The 16672-nt window shown below is 48.0% G+C and carries 16 protein-coding genes and 1 pseudogene; 14 read left to right on the forward strand and 3 right to left on the reverse strand.

Annotated elements, in window-relative coordinates:
• Positions 1-206 precede the first annotated feature (206 nt).
• The 7 genes and pseudogenes from LJ740_RS19055 to arfB all read left to right on the forward strand — a co-directional run bounded on the left by LJ740_RS19055 (position 207) and on the right by arfB (position 4027).
• Complete coding sequence (locus LJ740_RS19055; protein ID WP_229530720.1) at positions 207-467, forward strand: DUF5062 family protein; 261 nt, start codon at positions 207-209, stop codon at positions 465-467.
• 4 nt (positions 468-471) lie between these two features.
• Entirely contained in the window at positions 472-963 is a 492-nt protein-coding gene (locus LJ740_RS19060) for a LabA-like NYN domain-containing protein (RefSeq protein ID WP_229530721.1), read from the forward strand.
• 405 nt (positions 964-1368) lie between these two features.
• Positions 1369-1578: pseudogene (locus LJ740_RS19065) on the forward strand (pirin family protein); the annotation flags it as partial.
• A 261-nt stretch (positions 1579-1839) separates the two neighbouring features.
• The gene (locus LJ740_RS19070) at positions 1840-2349 is read left to right on the forward strand and encodes a pirin family protein (RefSeq protein WP_229530722.1); all 510 of its coding nucleotides are present in this window, start codon (positions 1840-1842) and stop codon (positions 2347-2349) included.
• A 155-nt stretch (positions 2350-2504) separates the two neighbouring features.
• Positions 2505-2678, forward strand: coding sequence for a pirin-like C-terminal cupin domain-containing protein (locus tag LJ740_RS23185; RefSeq protein ID WP_324255638.1), 174 nt, complete (start codon positions 2505-2507; stop codon positions 2676-2678).
• A gap of 147 nt (positions 2679-2825) precedes the next feature.
• Positions 2826-3587: a hypothetical protein gene (locus tag LJ740_RS19080; protein WP_229530723.1), complete on the forward strand. Its 762-nt coding sequence runs from the start codon at positions 2826-2828 to the stop codon at positions 3585-3587.
• Positions 3588-3589: 2 nt separating this feature from the next.
• Positions 3590-4027, forward strand: a complete 438-nt coding sequence (gene arfB, locus LJ740_RS19085) for an alternative ribosome rescue aminoacyl-tRNA hydrolase ArfB (RefSeq protein WP_229530724.1) — start codon at positions 3590-3592, stop codon at positions 4025-4027.
• A 149-nt stretch (positions 4028-4176) separates the two neighbouring features.
• Here arfB and LJ740_RS19090 read toward each other — a convergent pair whose 3' ends face one another.
• Complete coding sequence (locus tag LJ740_RS19090; protein WP_229530725.1) at positions 4177-4515, reverse strand: hypothetical protein; 339 nt, start codon at positions 4513-4515, stop codon at positions 4177-4179.
• A gap of 88 nt (positions 4516-4603) precedes the next feature.
• On the opposite strand from LJ740_RS19090, the gene LJ740_RS19095 reads away from it, so the two are divergent.
• The 4 genes from LJ740_RS19095 (at position 4604) to LJ740_RS19110 (ending at position 8794) form a co-directional block, all read left to right on the forward strand.
• The gene (locus LJ740_RS19095; RefSeq protein WP_229530726.1) at positions 4604-4795 is read left to right on the forward strand and encodes a DUF1289 domain-containing protein; all 192 of its coding nucleotides are present in this window, start codon (positions 4604-4606) and stop codon (positions 4793-4795) included.
• A gap of 97 nt (positions 4796-4892) precedes the next feature.
• Positions 4893-5858, forward strand: coding sequence for a tRNA-dihydrouridine synthase (locus LJ740_RS19100; protein WP_229530799.1), 966 nt, complete (start codon positions 4893-4895; stop codon positions 5856-5858).
• A 208-nt stretch (positions 5859-6066) separates the two neighbouring features.
• On the forward strand, positions 6067-7506 hold the full coding sequence (locus LJ740_RS19105; protein ID WP_229530727.1) for an amidohydrolase: 1440 nt from the start codon (positions 6067-6069) through the stop codon (positions 7504-7506).
• A 106-nt stretch (positions 7507-7612) separates the two neighbouring features.
• Entirely contained in the window at positions 7613-8794 is a 1182-nt protein-coding gene (locus LJ740_RS19110) for an amidohydrolase family protein (RefSeq protein WP_229530728.1), read from the forward strand.
• A 62-nt stretch (positions 8795-8856) separates the two neighbouring features.
• Here LJ740_RS19110 and LJ740_RS19115 read toward each other — a convergent pair whose 3' ends face one another.
• Positions 8857-9108: a hypothetical protein gene (locus LJ740_RS19115; protein ID WP_229530729.1), complete on the reverse strand. Its 252-nt coding sequence runs from the start codon at positions 9106-9108 to the stop codon at positions 8857-8859.
• A 108-nt stretch (positions 9109-9216) separates the two neighbouring features.
• Entirely contained in the window at positions 9217-9774 is a 558-nt protein-coding gene (locus LJ740_RS19120; RefSeq protein WP_229530730.1) for an arylesterase, read from the reverse strand.
• Positions 9775-9856: 82 nt separating this feature from the next.
• Here LJ740_RS19120 and LJ740_RS19125 point away from each other — a divergent pair, with 82 nt between their 5' ends.
• The 3 genes from LJ740_RS19125 to LJ740_RS19135 all read left to right on the forward strand — a co-directional run bounded on the left by LJ740_RS19125 (position 9857) and on the right by LJ740_RS19135 (position 16645).
• Positions 9857-10570, forward strand: coding sequence for an ABC transporter ATP-binding protein (locus LJ740_RS19125; RefSeq protein ID WP_229530800.1), 714 nt, complete (start codon positions 9857-9859; stop codon positions 10568-10570).
• Between the two features lie 13 nt (positions 10571-10583).
• Complete coding sequence (locus LJ740_RS19130) at positions 10584-13100, forward strand: ABC transporter permease (RefSeq protein WP_229530731.1); 2517 nt, start codon at positions 10584-10586, stop codon at positions 13098-13100.
• Between the two features lie 206 nt (positions 13101-13306).
• On the forward strand, positions 13307-16645 hold the full coding sequence (locus LJ740_RS19135) for a transglutaminase family protein (protein WP_229530732.1): 3339 nt from the start codon (positions 13307-13309) through the stop codon (positions 16643-16645).
• The last annotated feature ends 27 nt before the right edge of the window (positions 16646-16672 follow it).

Here is a 16672-nt window from a genome sequence, read left to right on the forward strand (position 1 = left end):
TGCAGCCAGAAACAAGTTGATTCTGCTGGAGCCAAAGTTACAGACCACGTTATTCGAATCCTCAGTCACCCGCGTTCAGTGATCTGCAGTTATTGGTGTATCTGACTAGCTATCAAGGTCTGCTTTTGGTAGGTGTATGGCGAGTCATTTTACTGGCAATATGTGATGGATTATTTTAGTGTGAATAAAAAAGCGCGCTGAGCATTATGAAAAAAGTCAAAAACGAAAAAGAATTACTAAAAAAAGCCGTGGCCGTTGGTGAAACCTATGCCAAAAAAAGAGGCTATAATACCTTCACCAACACCACATCAGCAGATGCCAAAATTGAAGCGATATATCGACTGCTGGTTAATGATAAGTTGATCATTCCGCTGTCGGAAGACAAAGAAAATGGGGTCAACATGAAGCACCGGTTAGTAATGTGGATTGCTAACCAGTTACCTAAAGATCACCCCTTATTAGGTTGATTAAATGTCAGAAAAAATTGGCATATTTGTCGATGTGCAAAACATCTATTACACCACCAGACAAACCTTTCATCAGCATTTTGATTACAACGAGTTATGGCGGCTGATCACGACAGATAAGCAAGTGGTCATCGCCAATGCCTATGCGATAGCCAGCCATCAGGACAAACAAAAACAATTTCACAATATCCTTCGCGGTATCGGTTTTATGGTTAAACTGAAACCCTTTATCACCCGGGCTGACGGTTCGGCAAAAGGCGACTGGGATGTGGGTATGACCATTGATGTGATGGAACATGCGCGTTCCTGCGACAGAGTTTTTTTGCTTACCGGCGATGGTGATTTTGAATTACTGGTTCGCAAACTGCAGGATGACTATCAGGTGCCGGTCACGGTCATTTCCGTTGCAAAACTCACCGCAAATAATCTGATTCAGGCAGCAGACAGCCACATTGAAATTGATCAAACATTGCTCATTCAGAAGAAGAAATACTGATCGCTGGCAAATCAGCTAAATACTGCTAGGTTTTATAACAAACCAAACGACTATCAGAGTAGCCATGGCATTTGTCATTAATTCTGCCCGTAAAGACCTTGGTGGCTTTTCGGTTTCTCGTATTATCCCTATATAGTATACCCACGCTACCCCAAGATGCCGTTTCAGAGCTCTCACAGCACTTTCAGTACAAGGCGTATGTGTAAAGGAATGAGGTCACCTTTCAAACACATACAACGCAGTAATGGAAGTGCTGTGAAGCTCCCGAAGGGCGTGGCTAAAAAGCGTTTATTCTGCGCTAAAATGCCTTGACGTGAGAACAACCATGCCTGTGTCATTTTTGCTTGTTTAAACGCTTTTTCTCTCACGCTGAAATCGAGCATCTTGGGGTAGTTTGGGTATCTTCAGCGTTCGGTGGGGCCATTTGTGTTTGTGGATCACATGGGGCCCGCAGAATTCCCAGCAGGACAAGGCATTAATGTGCGGCCACATCCTCATATCGGGCTGGCGACCATCAGTTATCTGATGGAGGGCAGTATGTTGCACCGGGATAGTCTGGGTAGCATTCAGGAGATTCATCCCGGTGATGTTAACTGGATGACGGCGGGGAAGGGCTGAATACCCAAGCACCCCCAAGATACTGTTTCAGAGCTATCACAGCACTTTCAGTACAAGGCGTATGTGTGAAGGAATGTAGGTCACCTTTCAAACACATACAACGCAGTAATGGAAGTGCTGTGAAGCTCCCGAAGGGCGTGGCTAAAAAGCGTTTATTCTGCGCTAAAATGCCTTGACGTGAGAACAGCCATGCCCGCGTCATTTTTGCTTGTCTAAACGCTTTTTCTCTCACGCTGAAATCGAGCATCTTGGTGGTGTTTGGGTATTCTAATCTCCGAGCGTGAAACCATCGAAACGCGGGGTAAAGATCACGTACTTAATGGATTACAGTGCTGGGTAGCCTTACCGGAAGATAAAACAGAAATGGAGCCAAGCTTTTTACATATCAATCGCTCTGCATTGCCCTATATTCACCGTGAAAATATATTGATGCGTTTAATTGCAGGCGAAGCCTATAACTATACTTCGCCGGTAAAAACCTATTCTCCGATGTTTTATCTGGATGCCATAACCGAAGTCGGCGCCGTTGTAGAACGCCCTTGTGCTGAGTCAGAGACCGCCTGTTACGTCATTTCAGGTACAGTCAAAATTGGCGATGAAGCATTTGAAGCCGGTCAGTTTGTCATGTTAGAAAATGAAGAGTCCATTGAAACCCCAGGGCCTGTTGACCTTTGGTGTATCGATTTTGTTCTAAATAAACGCGTTTTAATCGAGAAACAGCTCTACAGGCATAGTGGGCCTACGTCAAAGAGCTGTGACAACGAGTGAGACGCGTTTATGACGAACCCGTAGGGCTGCGCCTGTTTATCATTTATGCTTTGTTGGATGTTTTCGATTTAGCCCGCTAGACCATTCAAACATCCGCCGTGCCTAAATGATAAACAGACTGCAGCAAACACATACAACAAAGGCCAACAGGCCCTATTAACAGTCGTTATTTTCTGTTGGGGGGCAAAAAGCTGCCAAAACAACCTATTTTACGTTGGAATTTTTTGGCTTATTCAGAAGATAAGATTAAACAGGCTGAACAACGTTGGAAGGAAGGCAAGTTTCCCACAATTCCAGGTGATGATGTGGAGCATATTCCTTTGCCCTGAGCGAGGTTAGGGCAAATTTACCCTGGTTTTGTTGCTTCTTAAACTGGCGTTTAATGTCAGGCTTGCTATTATCTGAGCAAAGGAAAATCGCTGATTATCAGGTGGCTAAGTTACTTACCGAATTCTGCGGAGAAGCTAAACTCATTCATGCATAATTGTCTTAAAATCTTCACTAAGCTCTGCATTGTCATCTGGTTCACTTCGGGCTCATTGATGGTGTCTGCAGAAGAGGTTTTGCGCATATCTGTTGCCGAATTGCCGGATGTAGACAAACATCCAAAAGAAGAGTTGCATATTAATCTACTACAGGCTCTCGATGAACAATTGCCTGACATTCGCTTCGAAATTATCAAAATGCCATTTGCCCGCTCAATTGTGGAATTGGCCCGGGATCATGTCGATGCGCAATTGCCGATTCTCTATGATCCTCAGGATGCACTGGGCGCAACTGATTATATGATGCAAATGGGGGTTAAGCTCAGTGATCTAGCGTACACCGATGAGAACATTTACAGAGCCAGATTTGTGATTGTTTCTCGTGAAGAAATCGAGATAACCCCTTCAAACTACGCGCAACACAGCATAGAAACTGACATTTCGCACGTGGCTTTTTTCAGCAATCGGTTTGTGGGAAGCCACAGCATGAAGGAAAGTATTGCCAAGGTACAAAGAGGAGAGTTGTCCGGCTACTTGTTTGAAGAGCACAAAGTGAAACAGGTTATCAGAGAGCTTGATTTCGTGGATCACCGCTTAAACACCTGGGCCTTTTATGACATTCGCTTTATGGTGCGCAACAGTCCGCAAGGGGCAAAAGTTAAATCTCTTCTGGGTAAGGGAATTGCACAACTTAAGCAAAGTGGCGAATTCCAGGCTATCATGCACGACCTGATAAGCGAGCACGGTTACTGATTTTGATTACAGATACGACCAACAGTATAAAAATATCCAACACCGTTTATCTGGTGTTAGATGAGATAGAAATTAGCGCGATTCGCGCGCAGGGTAGCGGTGGTCAAAACGTTAACAAAGTATCCAGTGCTATCCATCTGAGGTTTGATATTTTAGCCTCATCCTTACCACAACGTATCAAAGATAATTTACTGCAACGCAGCGACAGCCGCCTCACATCTGATGGTGTACTGGTGATTAAAGCGCAGCAATTCAGAACCCAGGAAAAAAACAAAGCGGATGCCATCGAACGCCTGGTGGAACTGATCCAAAAGGCAAATCATATTCCCAAAACCAGGAAAGCCACTAAACCCACGAAAGCCTCACAAAAAAGGCGGGTGGATGCCAAAAAACAAGTGGGTAAAAACAAAATCCTGAGAAAAAAGGTCACGGACTACTGATAAATACCCGCTGCATTAAATATTTTCTCTCTCAGCGCAGCTTCAGGAACACTGGTTCCAGGCGTGTGAATAACAAATACTGATGGTCTGGAGCCGGTGCAGTTGATACAGCAAGCTAAGCCAGCGAGCTACAAGTCGCAATAACCGGACTATTCGCGATACTTCAGTTTGAGACGTTCAATATCTTGCAATATTAATCTGAACTCCTGGCCAACTGGTGTCAGAAACCACGCAGGCCCCGCACTAACACTGCTTTTGTTGAGTGGTTGCACAATGGCAAATTTTATCATTTTATCCAGGCATTCATGTAATGTCGCCGCTGGCAAATGAGACAGGGCACTATCGAGTTTTTCCCGGGTGTTTTTACCTTCGTGTAACAGTGTCATAATAGGCAAAATGGCGGTGGAACCAATACACTCCTTTACCAGTTCGATAAAGGCTTGATCATCCAATTGATTGCTGGTTACTGTGCTACTCAGGTTTTCCATGTGGGCTTGGTGTCTGTAATTAGTGTCATAAAAATATAGTTCATATGTTGAAAGAAACCAGCCACAGCAGAGATTAACAGACCATACTATGAGTAAACCAAAGGACATAGAAAGCCCATGTAACAGACAATGTTGTCTGGATTTGCAGGACATCTGTGTCGGCTGTAAACGCTCTATTCAGGAGATAATGGAATGGTCTGCAGCAACACCACAAAGAAAGCGTGAAATACTGTCTAACTGTTGCCAGCGACGACAGGAAAAGGGTAGCGACCTGGGATGAAACTGGTATCATGCTGCACTTTTAATATTCCTCCCTGGTGCCAAACTCATTGTCTCTGAATTCTGAACCTCATGTTGGTAAAATCTATCTCGCTCCGATGGAAGGCGTTGTGGATCATTTAATGCGCGACATGTTAACCCGAATCGGTGGCTATGATATTTGTGTCACTGAATTTGTCAGGGTCGTAGATGCTTTGTTACCCGCCAAAGTCTTTACCCGACTTTGTCCGGAACTGCACAATGGTGGTTTAACACCCGCCGGCACACCTGTGCGGGTACAGTTATTAGGACAAAATCCCGAAGCCCTGGCGGCCAATGCCTGCCGTGCCGTAGAGCTGGGATCCCACGGTGTCGATTTGAATTTCGGCTGTCCCGCTAAAACCGTCAATAAACACCGCGGCGGAGCGGTTTTACTGAAAGATACTGAGTCCTTATATCAGATATTAAAGGCGGTGCGCCAGGCCGTGCCGGCGCATCAGATCGTCAGCGCAAAAATGCGTCTGGGCTTTGATGATAAGTCTTTAGCTGTCGACAATGCGCTGGCCCTGCAGGAAGGCGGAGCGGATATGTTAGTGATCCATGCCCGCACCAAACGGGAAGGTTACAATCCGCCGGCCTATTGGGACTGGATTGCCCGTATCAAAGAAAAGATTGATATTCCGATTGTGGCGAATGGCGAGATCTGGACCGTGGCAGATGCGAAACGTTGTGCACAGCAATCAGGTTGTCAGGATCTCATGCTGGGTCGCGGCGCTTTGGCCCATCCGGGTCTGGCTCTGAGTATCAGGCAAGGCCAACCTGAAATGCATTGGCAGGCCATGCTGCAATTACTCATCCAATACAGTGGCTATGAACTGTATGGTGCTAAGGGTAAATATTATCCCAACCGCGTCAAACAATGGTTGCGCTATCTGCAGATACAGTTTCCTGAAGCCCGCGTATTATTTGAAGCGGTGCGCCGCCTGCAAACGGCAAAAGACATCGTGGCTCTACTCAAAGCGCAATCTGATTTTACCGCTAATCATGCCATCCCAGACAGATCCGATTTGCCCATAAATTTGTGATCTGATTTGTCAAAATTCGTTTATCCGTTATATCTTTAGGTTCTGCTAATGAGTTAAATGCGCTCGTAAGAGAAAGTCATTAGTCGTAAAAATTATAAATGGAGTATCTCAGTAAACCGCTGTTACAAGGCCGTTGCGGGTTAATGGTAACGCTGCTGTGACGGTGTACTCACTGAGGTTTAATCTGAAAATAAACGTAGAGCAACCGATGAAAATACCCAACAATAACCGGCTCGTTAAGGGCGGGCTGAGACATCTCTCTGTGCTTGCACTGTCTGTGGGTTTAGCAAGTAACGCTATTGCTGATGACCATGAAGAGAAAACCGAGCAACAAGACCCTTACGTAGAAGTTAACCCCAATCCATTTCCCAGCACCTATCAACCGGCAGACAGTGGCACTGTGCTAATCACCAATGTCACCTTGCTGGATGGTATAGGCGGGCGTTTAGATAATGCCTCTGTACTGATTGAAAACGGTGACATCAAACAAGTGGGCAGCAACATCAGCGCGGTTGAGGCGACCGTGATTGATGGCACCGGAAAATGGTTAACGCCCGGGATTATCGATAACCACAGCCACCTGGGGGTTTATCCTACACCAGATGTAGATAGTCATGCCGATGGTAACGAAATGACAACGCCGGTTACCGCTGAAGTCTGGTCAGAACATTCAGTATGGCCGCAGGACCCAGGATTTTCTGCCGCTCTGGCGGGGGGAGTCACCACCTTGCAGATACTGCCAGGTTCCGCAAATTTGGTTGGGGGGCGGGCAGTAACCCTCAAAAATGTACCCGACCGCACCGTGCAGGATATGAAGTTCCCCGATGCCCCTTATGGCATGAAGATGGCCTGTGGTGAAAACCCAAAACGGGTTTATGGCGGCAAAGGTGGCCCCATGACTCGCATGGGTAATGTGGCCGGATATCGCAAGGAGTGGATAGCCGCGACAGAATACAAACAAAAATGGGACAAATACAAAAAAGAATATGCCGAAGGCAAGAATCCTGCCGCACCCACTCGCGACTTAAAACTGGAAACCCTGATGGGCGTGCTGGAAGGGGAAATTCTGGTGCATATGCATTGTTATCGCGCCGATGAGATGGCGGTGATGATGGATGTAATGAAAGAGTTCGATTATCAAATTACCAGCTTCCACCACGCAGTCGAAGGTTACAAAATTGCTGATAAACTGGCTGAGAACAATGTTTGTGCCTCCATGTGGGCCGACTGGTGGGGCTTTAAAATGGAAGCCTATGACGGCATTCTGGAAAATATTCCTTTGGTAGCTAATGCCGGTGGCTGTGCCATTGTGCACTCTGATTCCGATTTGGGGATTCAGCGACTCAATCAGGAAGCCGCAAAAGCGCTGGCCAATGGTAAAAAAGCGGGCATCGAATTTACTAAAGCGCAGGCCTGGGAATGGTTATCCGCCAATCCGGCTCGTTCGTTGGGCGTATTTGATCAGACTGGTTCTGTTGAACCCGGTAAAGATGCTGATTTAGTGTTGTGGAGTGGCGACCCGTTTTCCACCTACACGCAAGCTGAGCAGGTATTTATTGACGGGGTAAAGGTTTACGAAAAAGGCAATGATGCTCTGTGGCCGGTTACAGACTTCGAGTTAGATCAACCAGGCGAGGGAGAACTATAATGAAACATTTCAACAAAACCGCGCTGGCCATTGCCGCTTCGGCGGTCATTTTTTCTGCTCAGTCAATTGCCGAAAATATTGCTATCGTGGGGGCACGGCGTTCACCATGACCGGACAGGGCAAAGTGGAAAATGCCACCATTCTTATAGAAGATGAGGTAATTAAATCCGTAAAATCTGGCGGCTCAGTGCCTTCGGGTTATAAAACCATTGATGCCGCAGGCAAATGGGTAACACCGGGTATTATTGGTGCCTATACGTCACTGGGTCTGGTGGACGTGGAATACTCCGCTGGCATCGCAGATTATTCCGCAAAACTGGAGGATTCAGGGTATCTGGGTACCCAGATAGAGACTAAATATGCGGTTAATCCCGACTCCAGCCTGATAAATATTGCCCGAATAGAAGGTATCACCAGCGCTGCCAGTGTCATGGCCGATACCGATACCTTTTTTCAGGGGCAGGGGGCATTTATCAGCCTTGGCGATAAGGTTAATCCTATTGTTAAAGGCAATGCGGTTATGCTACTGGATATGACCGGTGGGAAAATAGACGGTAGTTCCGGCTCACGAGCGGTGGCCTGGCCAAAACTCCTGTCGGTGTTGCAGGAAGCAGCCAGTTTAAAAGGCAAAACGCTGCGCAAGAAGGACGACTGGGATGGCGATCTGACTAAAACTGAAGTCAATGCGTTGGTGCCGGTCATGAAAGGTGATATGCCGTTGCTGATTACAGTTAACCGCACAATGGATATTCGTCATATTATCCACATCAAGCAAAAATTTGAGGACCTGAAAATTGTGCTGGTGCACGCAACGGAAGCGTGGCGAGTCGCAGACGAGTTAGCAGCCCATGACATTGCAGTTATTCTCAGACCTGAATCCAACCTGCCTTACGATTTTGATGAATTGGGCGCTACCCTGAGTAATGCCGCGAGGCTGGATGCGGCTGGAGTCAAAGTGGCCATTGGCATGGACACCCATAACGCGCGATTGGTGATGCAACATGCCGGTAATGCTGTGGCCAATGGCTTACCCTGGGAAAAAGGCCTGGCGTCTATTACTTCTGTTGCGGCAGAAGTGTTGGGCGTTGCTGACAGCCACGGTAGCCTGGAAAAAGGCAAGAGTGCTGATGTGGTGGTGTGGTCTGGCGATCCACTGGAAGTGATGAGTTATGCGGAAACGGTTGTGATTGATGGTGAGCAAATCCCCATGACTTCAAGACAGTCCAAACTGCGTGACCGCTATCTGCAAATGCAATCCGACAAGGCTTATCGCTATATAAAACCTTAAACACATGGCAATTAAAAAAGGCGCTTCAATGATTGAAGCGCCTTTTTTGTGATTCTTAGCGGTCAGACACTGACGTCTACATTACCGCCAACTCGCTGGTTGGGGTTTGCTTGTCGGGCTTCGTTTTGAGCCTGCTCAGCAGAGCGTGAACTGGCCTCCTGAGCTTCATTACTTTCCTGGGATTGCTCCTGACGCTCTGCACGCAATGTTTCCTGCGCTTCGCGGCGTTGCTCGACTTCTGCCTGGTTTTGTAGTTCAGTTTGCTGAATACTGGCCTGAAAGGTTGCAGGCGAACCACCTGAAATTGCACCCATAATAATACCTCGTTTCGTTTTACCTACTCTTACGAGTTTAGCTTAAAAAAAGAACAATTTCCCGTAAAAAATGTAACTTGCTGGCCGATACAGTAAGTTGGCTCTGTATTATTGAAACAGCAAAGGCCCCAGGCGTTGTGCCATCCAGTCGGCCAGCTGGGGCTGTGCATCCTTGTTGGGGTGTAGTCCGTCCCGTTGCATCAATTCCGGCTTTAGGGCAATGTCTTCCAGAAAAAAGCTGATTAGTGGCAGTTCAAATTCATCTGACAGTTCGCTGTAGCTTTCAGTGAACATGCGGGTATAGCGAGGGCCATAATTGGTCGGAATACGCATTTCCTGCAAAATAACCTTAATGTCCTGCTCCTGAGCGGTAGTAATTATTTTCGCTAAATTTTGTTTCATTTTGTTAATGGGGTAGCCGCGTAGCCCATCGTTGGCCCCTAACTCAAGGTAAAGGTGACTGGGTTGGTGTTGTGTCAACAGCCGGTTGAGCCGTTGCAAACCACCGTCTGAGGTCTCGCCGCTGATAGCAGCATTAACGATTTCGATGTTTTTATCTGTCCAGCTTTTTTGTAACAATGCAACCCAGCCGTCCTCTTGTTTTAGGTTATAGGCTGCGCTTAAGCTATCCCCTAATACCAATAACTTGACCTCGCGGGCTTGCAAGTGATCTGAAAAGACCCATAACGGTATAAGCAAAAGAAGAAATTTGAGACGAAATAGCACGATGAATACAGCTCCTGAATATATGATTTCTACCGACAGTATCACCAAAAAAGTGACAACTTCTGAAGGACCTTTGCAGATCCTTCAACCAATTAGCTTTGATGTCAAGGCAGGAGAAACGATCGCAATCGTGGGGGCATCGGGTTCCGGTAAGTCCACATTGCTGGGTTTATTAGCCGGGCTGGACGAAGTCAGCTCAGGTAAAATTCATCTGGATGGTGCAGCACTGCACACCATGGATGAAGAACAGCGGGCCCGATTGCGGGGTGAAAAAGTGGGCTTTATCTTTCAGTCGTTTATGTTAGTGCAAAGTCTGACTGCGCTGGAAAATGTCATGTTGCCGGCAGAAATCGCCGGGCTGTACAATCCTGAGGCCCTGGCCAACGAATTGTTGGAAAAGGTCGGTCTTAGCCATCGTGCAAGCCATTTCCCCAATCAGTTGTCTGGTGGTGAGCAACAGCGTGTGGCCATTGCCCGTGCTTTTATTACCCAGCCGAAAATTTTATTCGCCGATGAACCCACCGGTAATCTGGATGCGGCAAATGGCGAGAAGGTGGAAAAACTTTTGTTCGAACTTAATGAGTCAGCGCACACGACGTTGGTATTAGTCACTCACGATACAGAGCTGGCGGATAAATGTGAAAGACAACTGTTGATGCATGCCGGAGAACTAACCGAAAAACAATCGGATTCGCCTCAGGCAAAAGGTGATGAACCGCAGTTAAAAGCAATCTGAAGGGAGCCGACTGATGTGGTTTAATTTAGCCTGGCGATTGTTTCGCCACGAAATGCGACGTGGTGAGCTCACCATAATTTTGGCAGCCATTGTGCTGTCGGTGGCGGCGGTGCTATCACTGTCGCTATTCAGCGAACGCCTGCAGTCTGCTCTTACAGAACGTACCTCACAGTTTATGGCATCGGATCGATTGATAGGTGGTCGTAATCCGTTGCCTGAAGAATGGCTGTTAAAGGCACAAGAAGCGGGTTTCAATACGGCACAAAGTACTTATATGCGCTCAATGGTGTTTGCCAACGATACCATGATGTTGGCGGACATCAGGGCGGTAAATGAGAATTACCCGCTTAAGGGCGATATAAAGGTTACTGATACGCCATTTGGCATCGGTGTGGCAATCGACGCTATACCGATGCCGGGGGAAACCTGGGTGGAATCTCAAATGTTTCAGACTCTTGGGTTGTCTGTCGGAGATACCATTGAAGTGGGGGACAAGCCCTTTGTGATTACAAGAGTTTTGTCCGAAGTGCCCGATGCCGGTTTTTCAATATTTAACTCCAATCCCAAGGTGTTGATCCGCAAAGATGATTTACCCGGAACAGGTATTGTTGGCCCGGGAAGCAGAGCCGGGCATTATTTATTCCTGACAGGGGAACACGCAGACCTTGAAGAGTATACCGACTGGTTGCGCCCTCAGATGGACAGCGATGTTCACTTTATCATGTCTGTAGAGGATGACGACTCCTGGGTGGGGAATTCTGTACGCAGAGCGGAACAGTATTTCCTGCTGGCCAGTTTGCTGGCAATTGTGTTGGCATCGGTGGCTATTGCCGTGGCGGCGCAGCGTTATTCGCAACGTCATTATGATCCGGTTGCAATTATGAAAACCCTGGGGGCCAGTCGTAAGATGGTGCAAAGGGTGTTTTTGTTGCAGATTATCTTTATCACCATTTTGGGGATAGCAATTGGTGGCGCACTGGGTTATGGCATTCAGGCTGCTGTGGCGTCGGCAATACAGGAACGGGTTGCTGTTTCACTGCAATCCTGGTACTGGGGACCGGTACTCATTGCCGTTTTTACCGGCGTGATCTGTGCAATTTTGTTTTCCCTGTATCCACTGTTAAAACTGTTTTCGGTTCCACCGCTTCGGGTGCTGCGCAAAGACCTCGGAGCCAAGATGAGCTCGCGAATCATTCAGTTTCTGGCGGCCGGTGGTGCTATTTTCCTGTTGATGTGGACCTACAGCAAAAATCTTAAAATCTCAGCTATATTATTTAGTTCCGGGATTGTTTTGGTACTGGCCTTACTGGCAGTTACCTATGGTCTTATCTGGCTGGGACGCCGCTTAGGAAAAGGGCGGATGGGGGCATGGCAACTTGCCTGGGCCAGAATTCAGCGCCGTTCTATGGACAACAGTGTGCAACTGATCAGTTTTGCGGTGACCATAATGTTGTTACTGGTGGTGCTGGTGATGCGCAACGACATGATCCAGCAATGGCGCGATCAACTGCCTCAAGGCACTCCCAATTATTTCATGGCGAATATTACTGAAACTCAGAAACCTCAAATGGAGCAGCACTTTGCTGAAAGTGGGGTACAGGTCGAAGAGTTTTACCCTGTGGTTCGTGCCCGTTTTGTTGCGGTTAACGGGGAGCGCGTGAATACCGAAATCACCAAAGAAGATGAAGAGAACGAAGTTCAGTCCAACCGCCGTGATGCCTTTGGCCGAGAAGCCAATTTAACCTGGAGTTACCGTCTGCAACGAGAAAACAAGATTGTTGCCGGGCAGTGGTTTTCAGATTACCAGGAAGGCGAACCCTACGGCATGTCGGTAGAGTCCAAAACTGCAGAGCGATTAGCACTTAAACTGGGCGACGTTGTAACCTTCAATATTGGTAGTGAGGTGGTAGACGTCACCATCACCAGTCTGAGGGAGGTCAACTGGCAAACTATGCAGCCAAATTTCTTCTTTGTACTGCAACCCGAGGTTATGCAAGGCTTTTTGCCCACCTATATCACCAGTTTTAATCTGGACACTGAACGAAAAGATGAGATTGCCCGGTTGATGGCACCGTTTTCTACGGTAACCCTGTTCGATGTTGATGCCCGAATTAACCAACTGCGGGAGATTGTGGATCAGGTGTCGATGGCGGTGGAATTTATTCTGGTGTTGGTACTGATCGCCGGAGCGCTGGTATTAATTGCACAGGTTCAGGCCAGTATGGATGAACGTCAGCAGGAACTGGCCATACTTAGAACTCTGGGAGCCAAAGGTTGGTTGATCAGAGCCAGTGTGGTGTTCGAGTTTGTGATTATTGGTGTTGTGGCTGGGATAATGGCGGCATTAGCCAATGAACTCACGCTGTATTTATTACAGTCACAGGTATTCCAGATGCCAGGCAGTTTACACTTCGAGTACTGGGTTATTGCACCGGTGGTGGGAGCTGCAGTGGTTGGTATCCTGGGTGCCATCAGTTGCTGGCGTCTGTTGTCACTGAATACCAGCCAGCTGTTGCGTAATATGGTTTAAGTGGCACAAGTAAATTGCATTGATTAAGCGGGGCGAGCCCCGCTTTTTTGTATCTGAATGTCACATTAACCTCATGTGCTTAGCTACATAGTCCTTGAATTTCAGTACGTTGCAAAAAAATTATAGGCACAATGTGTGACTTTACTGGTAGTTAATTTGTCAGGGTATACACTAGAACTACTGCAACCCATTTTACCCAGGCATCCATGACTATAACTGTAGCTATCAGGCACCATACCCGCTATAACTTTGACAGGTTGGTGAATATTGCACCTCATACCTTCAGATTAAAACCGGCGCCGCATTGTCGCACGCCAATCCAGGCTTATTCGCTGAAAGTTAATCCTGAAGAACATTTTATCAACTGGCAACAGGACCCGTTTGGTAACTATCAGGCCAGAGTGGTGTTTCCTGAGCGCAGCAAGTATCTGGATGTGACAGTAGAAGTCATCGCCAAAATGACGGTGATCAATCCGTTTGATTTCTTTATCGAAGAATACGCAGAAAAAGCCCCTTTTGATTACACAGCAGAGTTGCAACAGGAACTTTCTCCCTACCTTAAGGTGACGGAGAACGGGCCGCTGTTCAAGAAATGGATAGATACTCTGGACCTGAGCAAAAAAGCCACCGTGGATTTTCTGGTGGGTTTAAATCAGGAAGTGTATCAGCATCTGGACTATCTGGTGCGCATGGAGCCTGGGGTTCAGACCTGTGAGGAAACCTTAGAAAAAGGGTCTGGATCTTGTCGGGATTTCGCCTGGTTACTGGTGCAGTTGCTCAGACATCTGGGACTGGCCGCGCGTTTTGTGTCAGGTTATCTGGTGCAACTGGCACCCGACCAGAAGAGCCTGGATGGCCCCAGTGGACCCGAACAAGACTTCACCGATTTGCATGCCTGGGCTGAAGTCTTCGTGCCGGGAGCGGGTTGGATAGGTCTGGATGCTACCTCAGGGTTGTTTGCCGGAGAAGGTCATATTCCATTATCGGCGAGTCCTGAGCCAGCCAGTGCTGCCCCTATTACCGGCGCGACTGATAAGTGTGAAGTAGAATTTGAGTTCAGTAACAGCGTCACCCGTATCCACGAAGCTCCGCGGGTGACTAAGCCCTATTCAGAATCTCAATGGCAGGCAATTCAGGCGCTGGGTGAGCAGGTGGATGAAGAGCTGCAAACCCAGGATATTCGCCTGACCATGGGGGGGGAACCCACCTTTGTATCCATTGACGATATGGAAGGGCCGGAGTGGAATACCACTGCCGACAGTCCGGTGAAGCGCAAACTGGCCTGTGAGTTGTTTAAAAAGATGCAGCATATCTTTTCACCAGGGGCATTGCGTCATTTTGGTCAGGGGAAATGGTATCCCGGCGAGCCGCTGCCGCGCTGGCAATACGCCAGTTACTGGCGTGAAGATGGTCATCCGGTGTGGAAAAATGATCGTCTGGCAGGTGATCCTGTTAGCGATACAAAGTTGTCGGCGGATGCCGCTAAACAGTTTGCCGAAGCGCTGAGTCAGGAGCTGGGCATTGCCACCAAAAACTTATTGCCAGCATATGAAGATGCGTTGTATCTCATCTGGCAGGAAGGGCAATTACCCGACAATATTGATTTAAACAAAATCAAGCTTAAGGAATATTCGGAGCGCGCCAAATTGCGGGCGGTATTAAACGGTGATCCTGATTCCCCCAGTGGCTATGTCTTACCTATGGGCTGGGATTATGCCAATAATCGCTGGCATAGCTGCCAGTGGACTTTTCGCACTCAGCGTCTGACGCTGGTGCCCGGTGATTCTCCGCTTGGATTGCGCTTGCCATTGAACTCTATTCCCTGGCAACCGGTTAATCAGGGCGATGAGTACCAACCCCATAGTTATTTTCAACCCTATGACGAATTGCCGGCAGATCTAATCGGCCATTTTAATCTGCGGGACAAAGCCGCTACGGAGCGTTTTGCAAAAACGGCACTGTGTGTGGAGGTCAGAGACGGACGTTTATATGTCTTTATGCCGCCAATGGTGTATTTAGAACACTATCTTTTGTTAGTACAACACATCGAAGTGGTGGCCGCGTCGTTAAAAATCCCGGTTATCTTTGAAGGCTATTCACCGCCGGCGGATTTGCGACTGAAAAAGTTTGCAGTTACGCCGGACCCGGGTGTCATTGAAGTCAATATCCACCCGGCAAACTCGTGGCATGAACTGGTTTCCAACACCGAGACCTTGTATCAACTGGCGCGGGAAAGCCGTCTGGGTACAGAAAAGTTTATGCTGGATGGTCGTCATACCGGTACCGGTGGCGGCAATCATGTCACCATGGGGGCCAGTTCGCCGCTGGATAGTCCGTTTTTGCGCAAGCCAGGTGTGCTGCGCAGTTTACTGACTTTCTGGCAACACCACCCTGGATTGTCCTACTTGTTTTCCGGTTTGTTTATCGGACCCACCAGTCAGGCCCCAAGGGTCGATGAAGGGCGGGATGAATATCTGTACGAACTGGAAATTGCATTTTCTCAGTTACCGGACGGCGAAACGCAACAACCCTGGTTGGTGGACAGATTGCTTAGACATCTGTTGGTGGATATTTCCGGCAACACTCATCGCTCGGAGTTCTGTATTGATAAGATGTATTCGCCTGATTCGGCAACCGGACGTCTCGGAATATTAGAGTTCCGCGGTTTTGAAATGCCGCCGCATTATCAGATGAGTCTGGTTCAAAACCTGTTACTTCGAACTCTATTGGTGAACTTCTGGCAAAATCCTTATCACCACAAACTGGTGCGTTGGGGCACCGAGCTGCACGACCGATTCCTGTTGCCCTATTTTGTCGCCCGTGACATGCAGGAAGTCTGTGCCACCTTGCAACAAAACGGTTATCAGTTTGAAACAGAATGGCTGAACGCCTTCCACGAGTTTCGCTTTCCGGTGATTGGCAAGGTCAACATCAATGATATTGCACTGGAGCTGCGTACCGCCATAGAACCCTGGCATGTGCTGGGTGAGGAAATGGGCAGTGGTGGTACGTCCCGCTTTGTGGATTCGTCGCTGGAACGCTTGCAGGTACATGTCAAAGGCTTAACGTCTGACCGCTATATTATTTCCTGCAACGGTCGCCGATTACCCTTGCATCGTTGTCCCACTCATGGTGAGTATGTGGCTGGCGTGCGCTATCGGGCATGGCAGCCGCCTTCCGCTTTGCATCCCACCATTGGCGTACATTCGCCGTTGGTTTTTGATATTTACGATACCTGGAACAATTGTTCTGTAGGTGGCTGTACCTATCATGTTGTGCACCCTGGCGGGCGCAATTTTGAAGCCTTCCCGGTGAACAGTTTTGAAGCCGAGGGGCGACGTATTGCGCGTTTTGATGATGAAGGTCATACACAAACGCAGGCGCAGATCAGCCAAAACTGGCGCGGAACTACGCACTCGAAAGGTCAGTTTACGGCAAATCATAAAAATCGACCTGCGCAGGCACCGGTTGCAGAGAGCCCCAATGATGAATATCCATTTACCCTGGATTTACGTAGACCAATAGGGCAAAACTCTGGTAAATAAAGGCGGGAACAGAATAAAGAGAAAGCG

This window comes from Planctobacterium marinum (genome assembly GCF_020687805.1).
Classification (GTDB): Bacteria; Pseudomonadota; Gammaproteobacteria; order Enterobacterales; family Alteromonadaceae; genus Planctobacterium; species Planctobacterium marinum.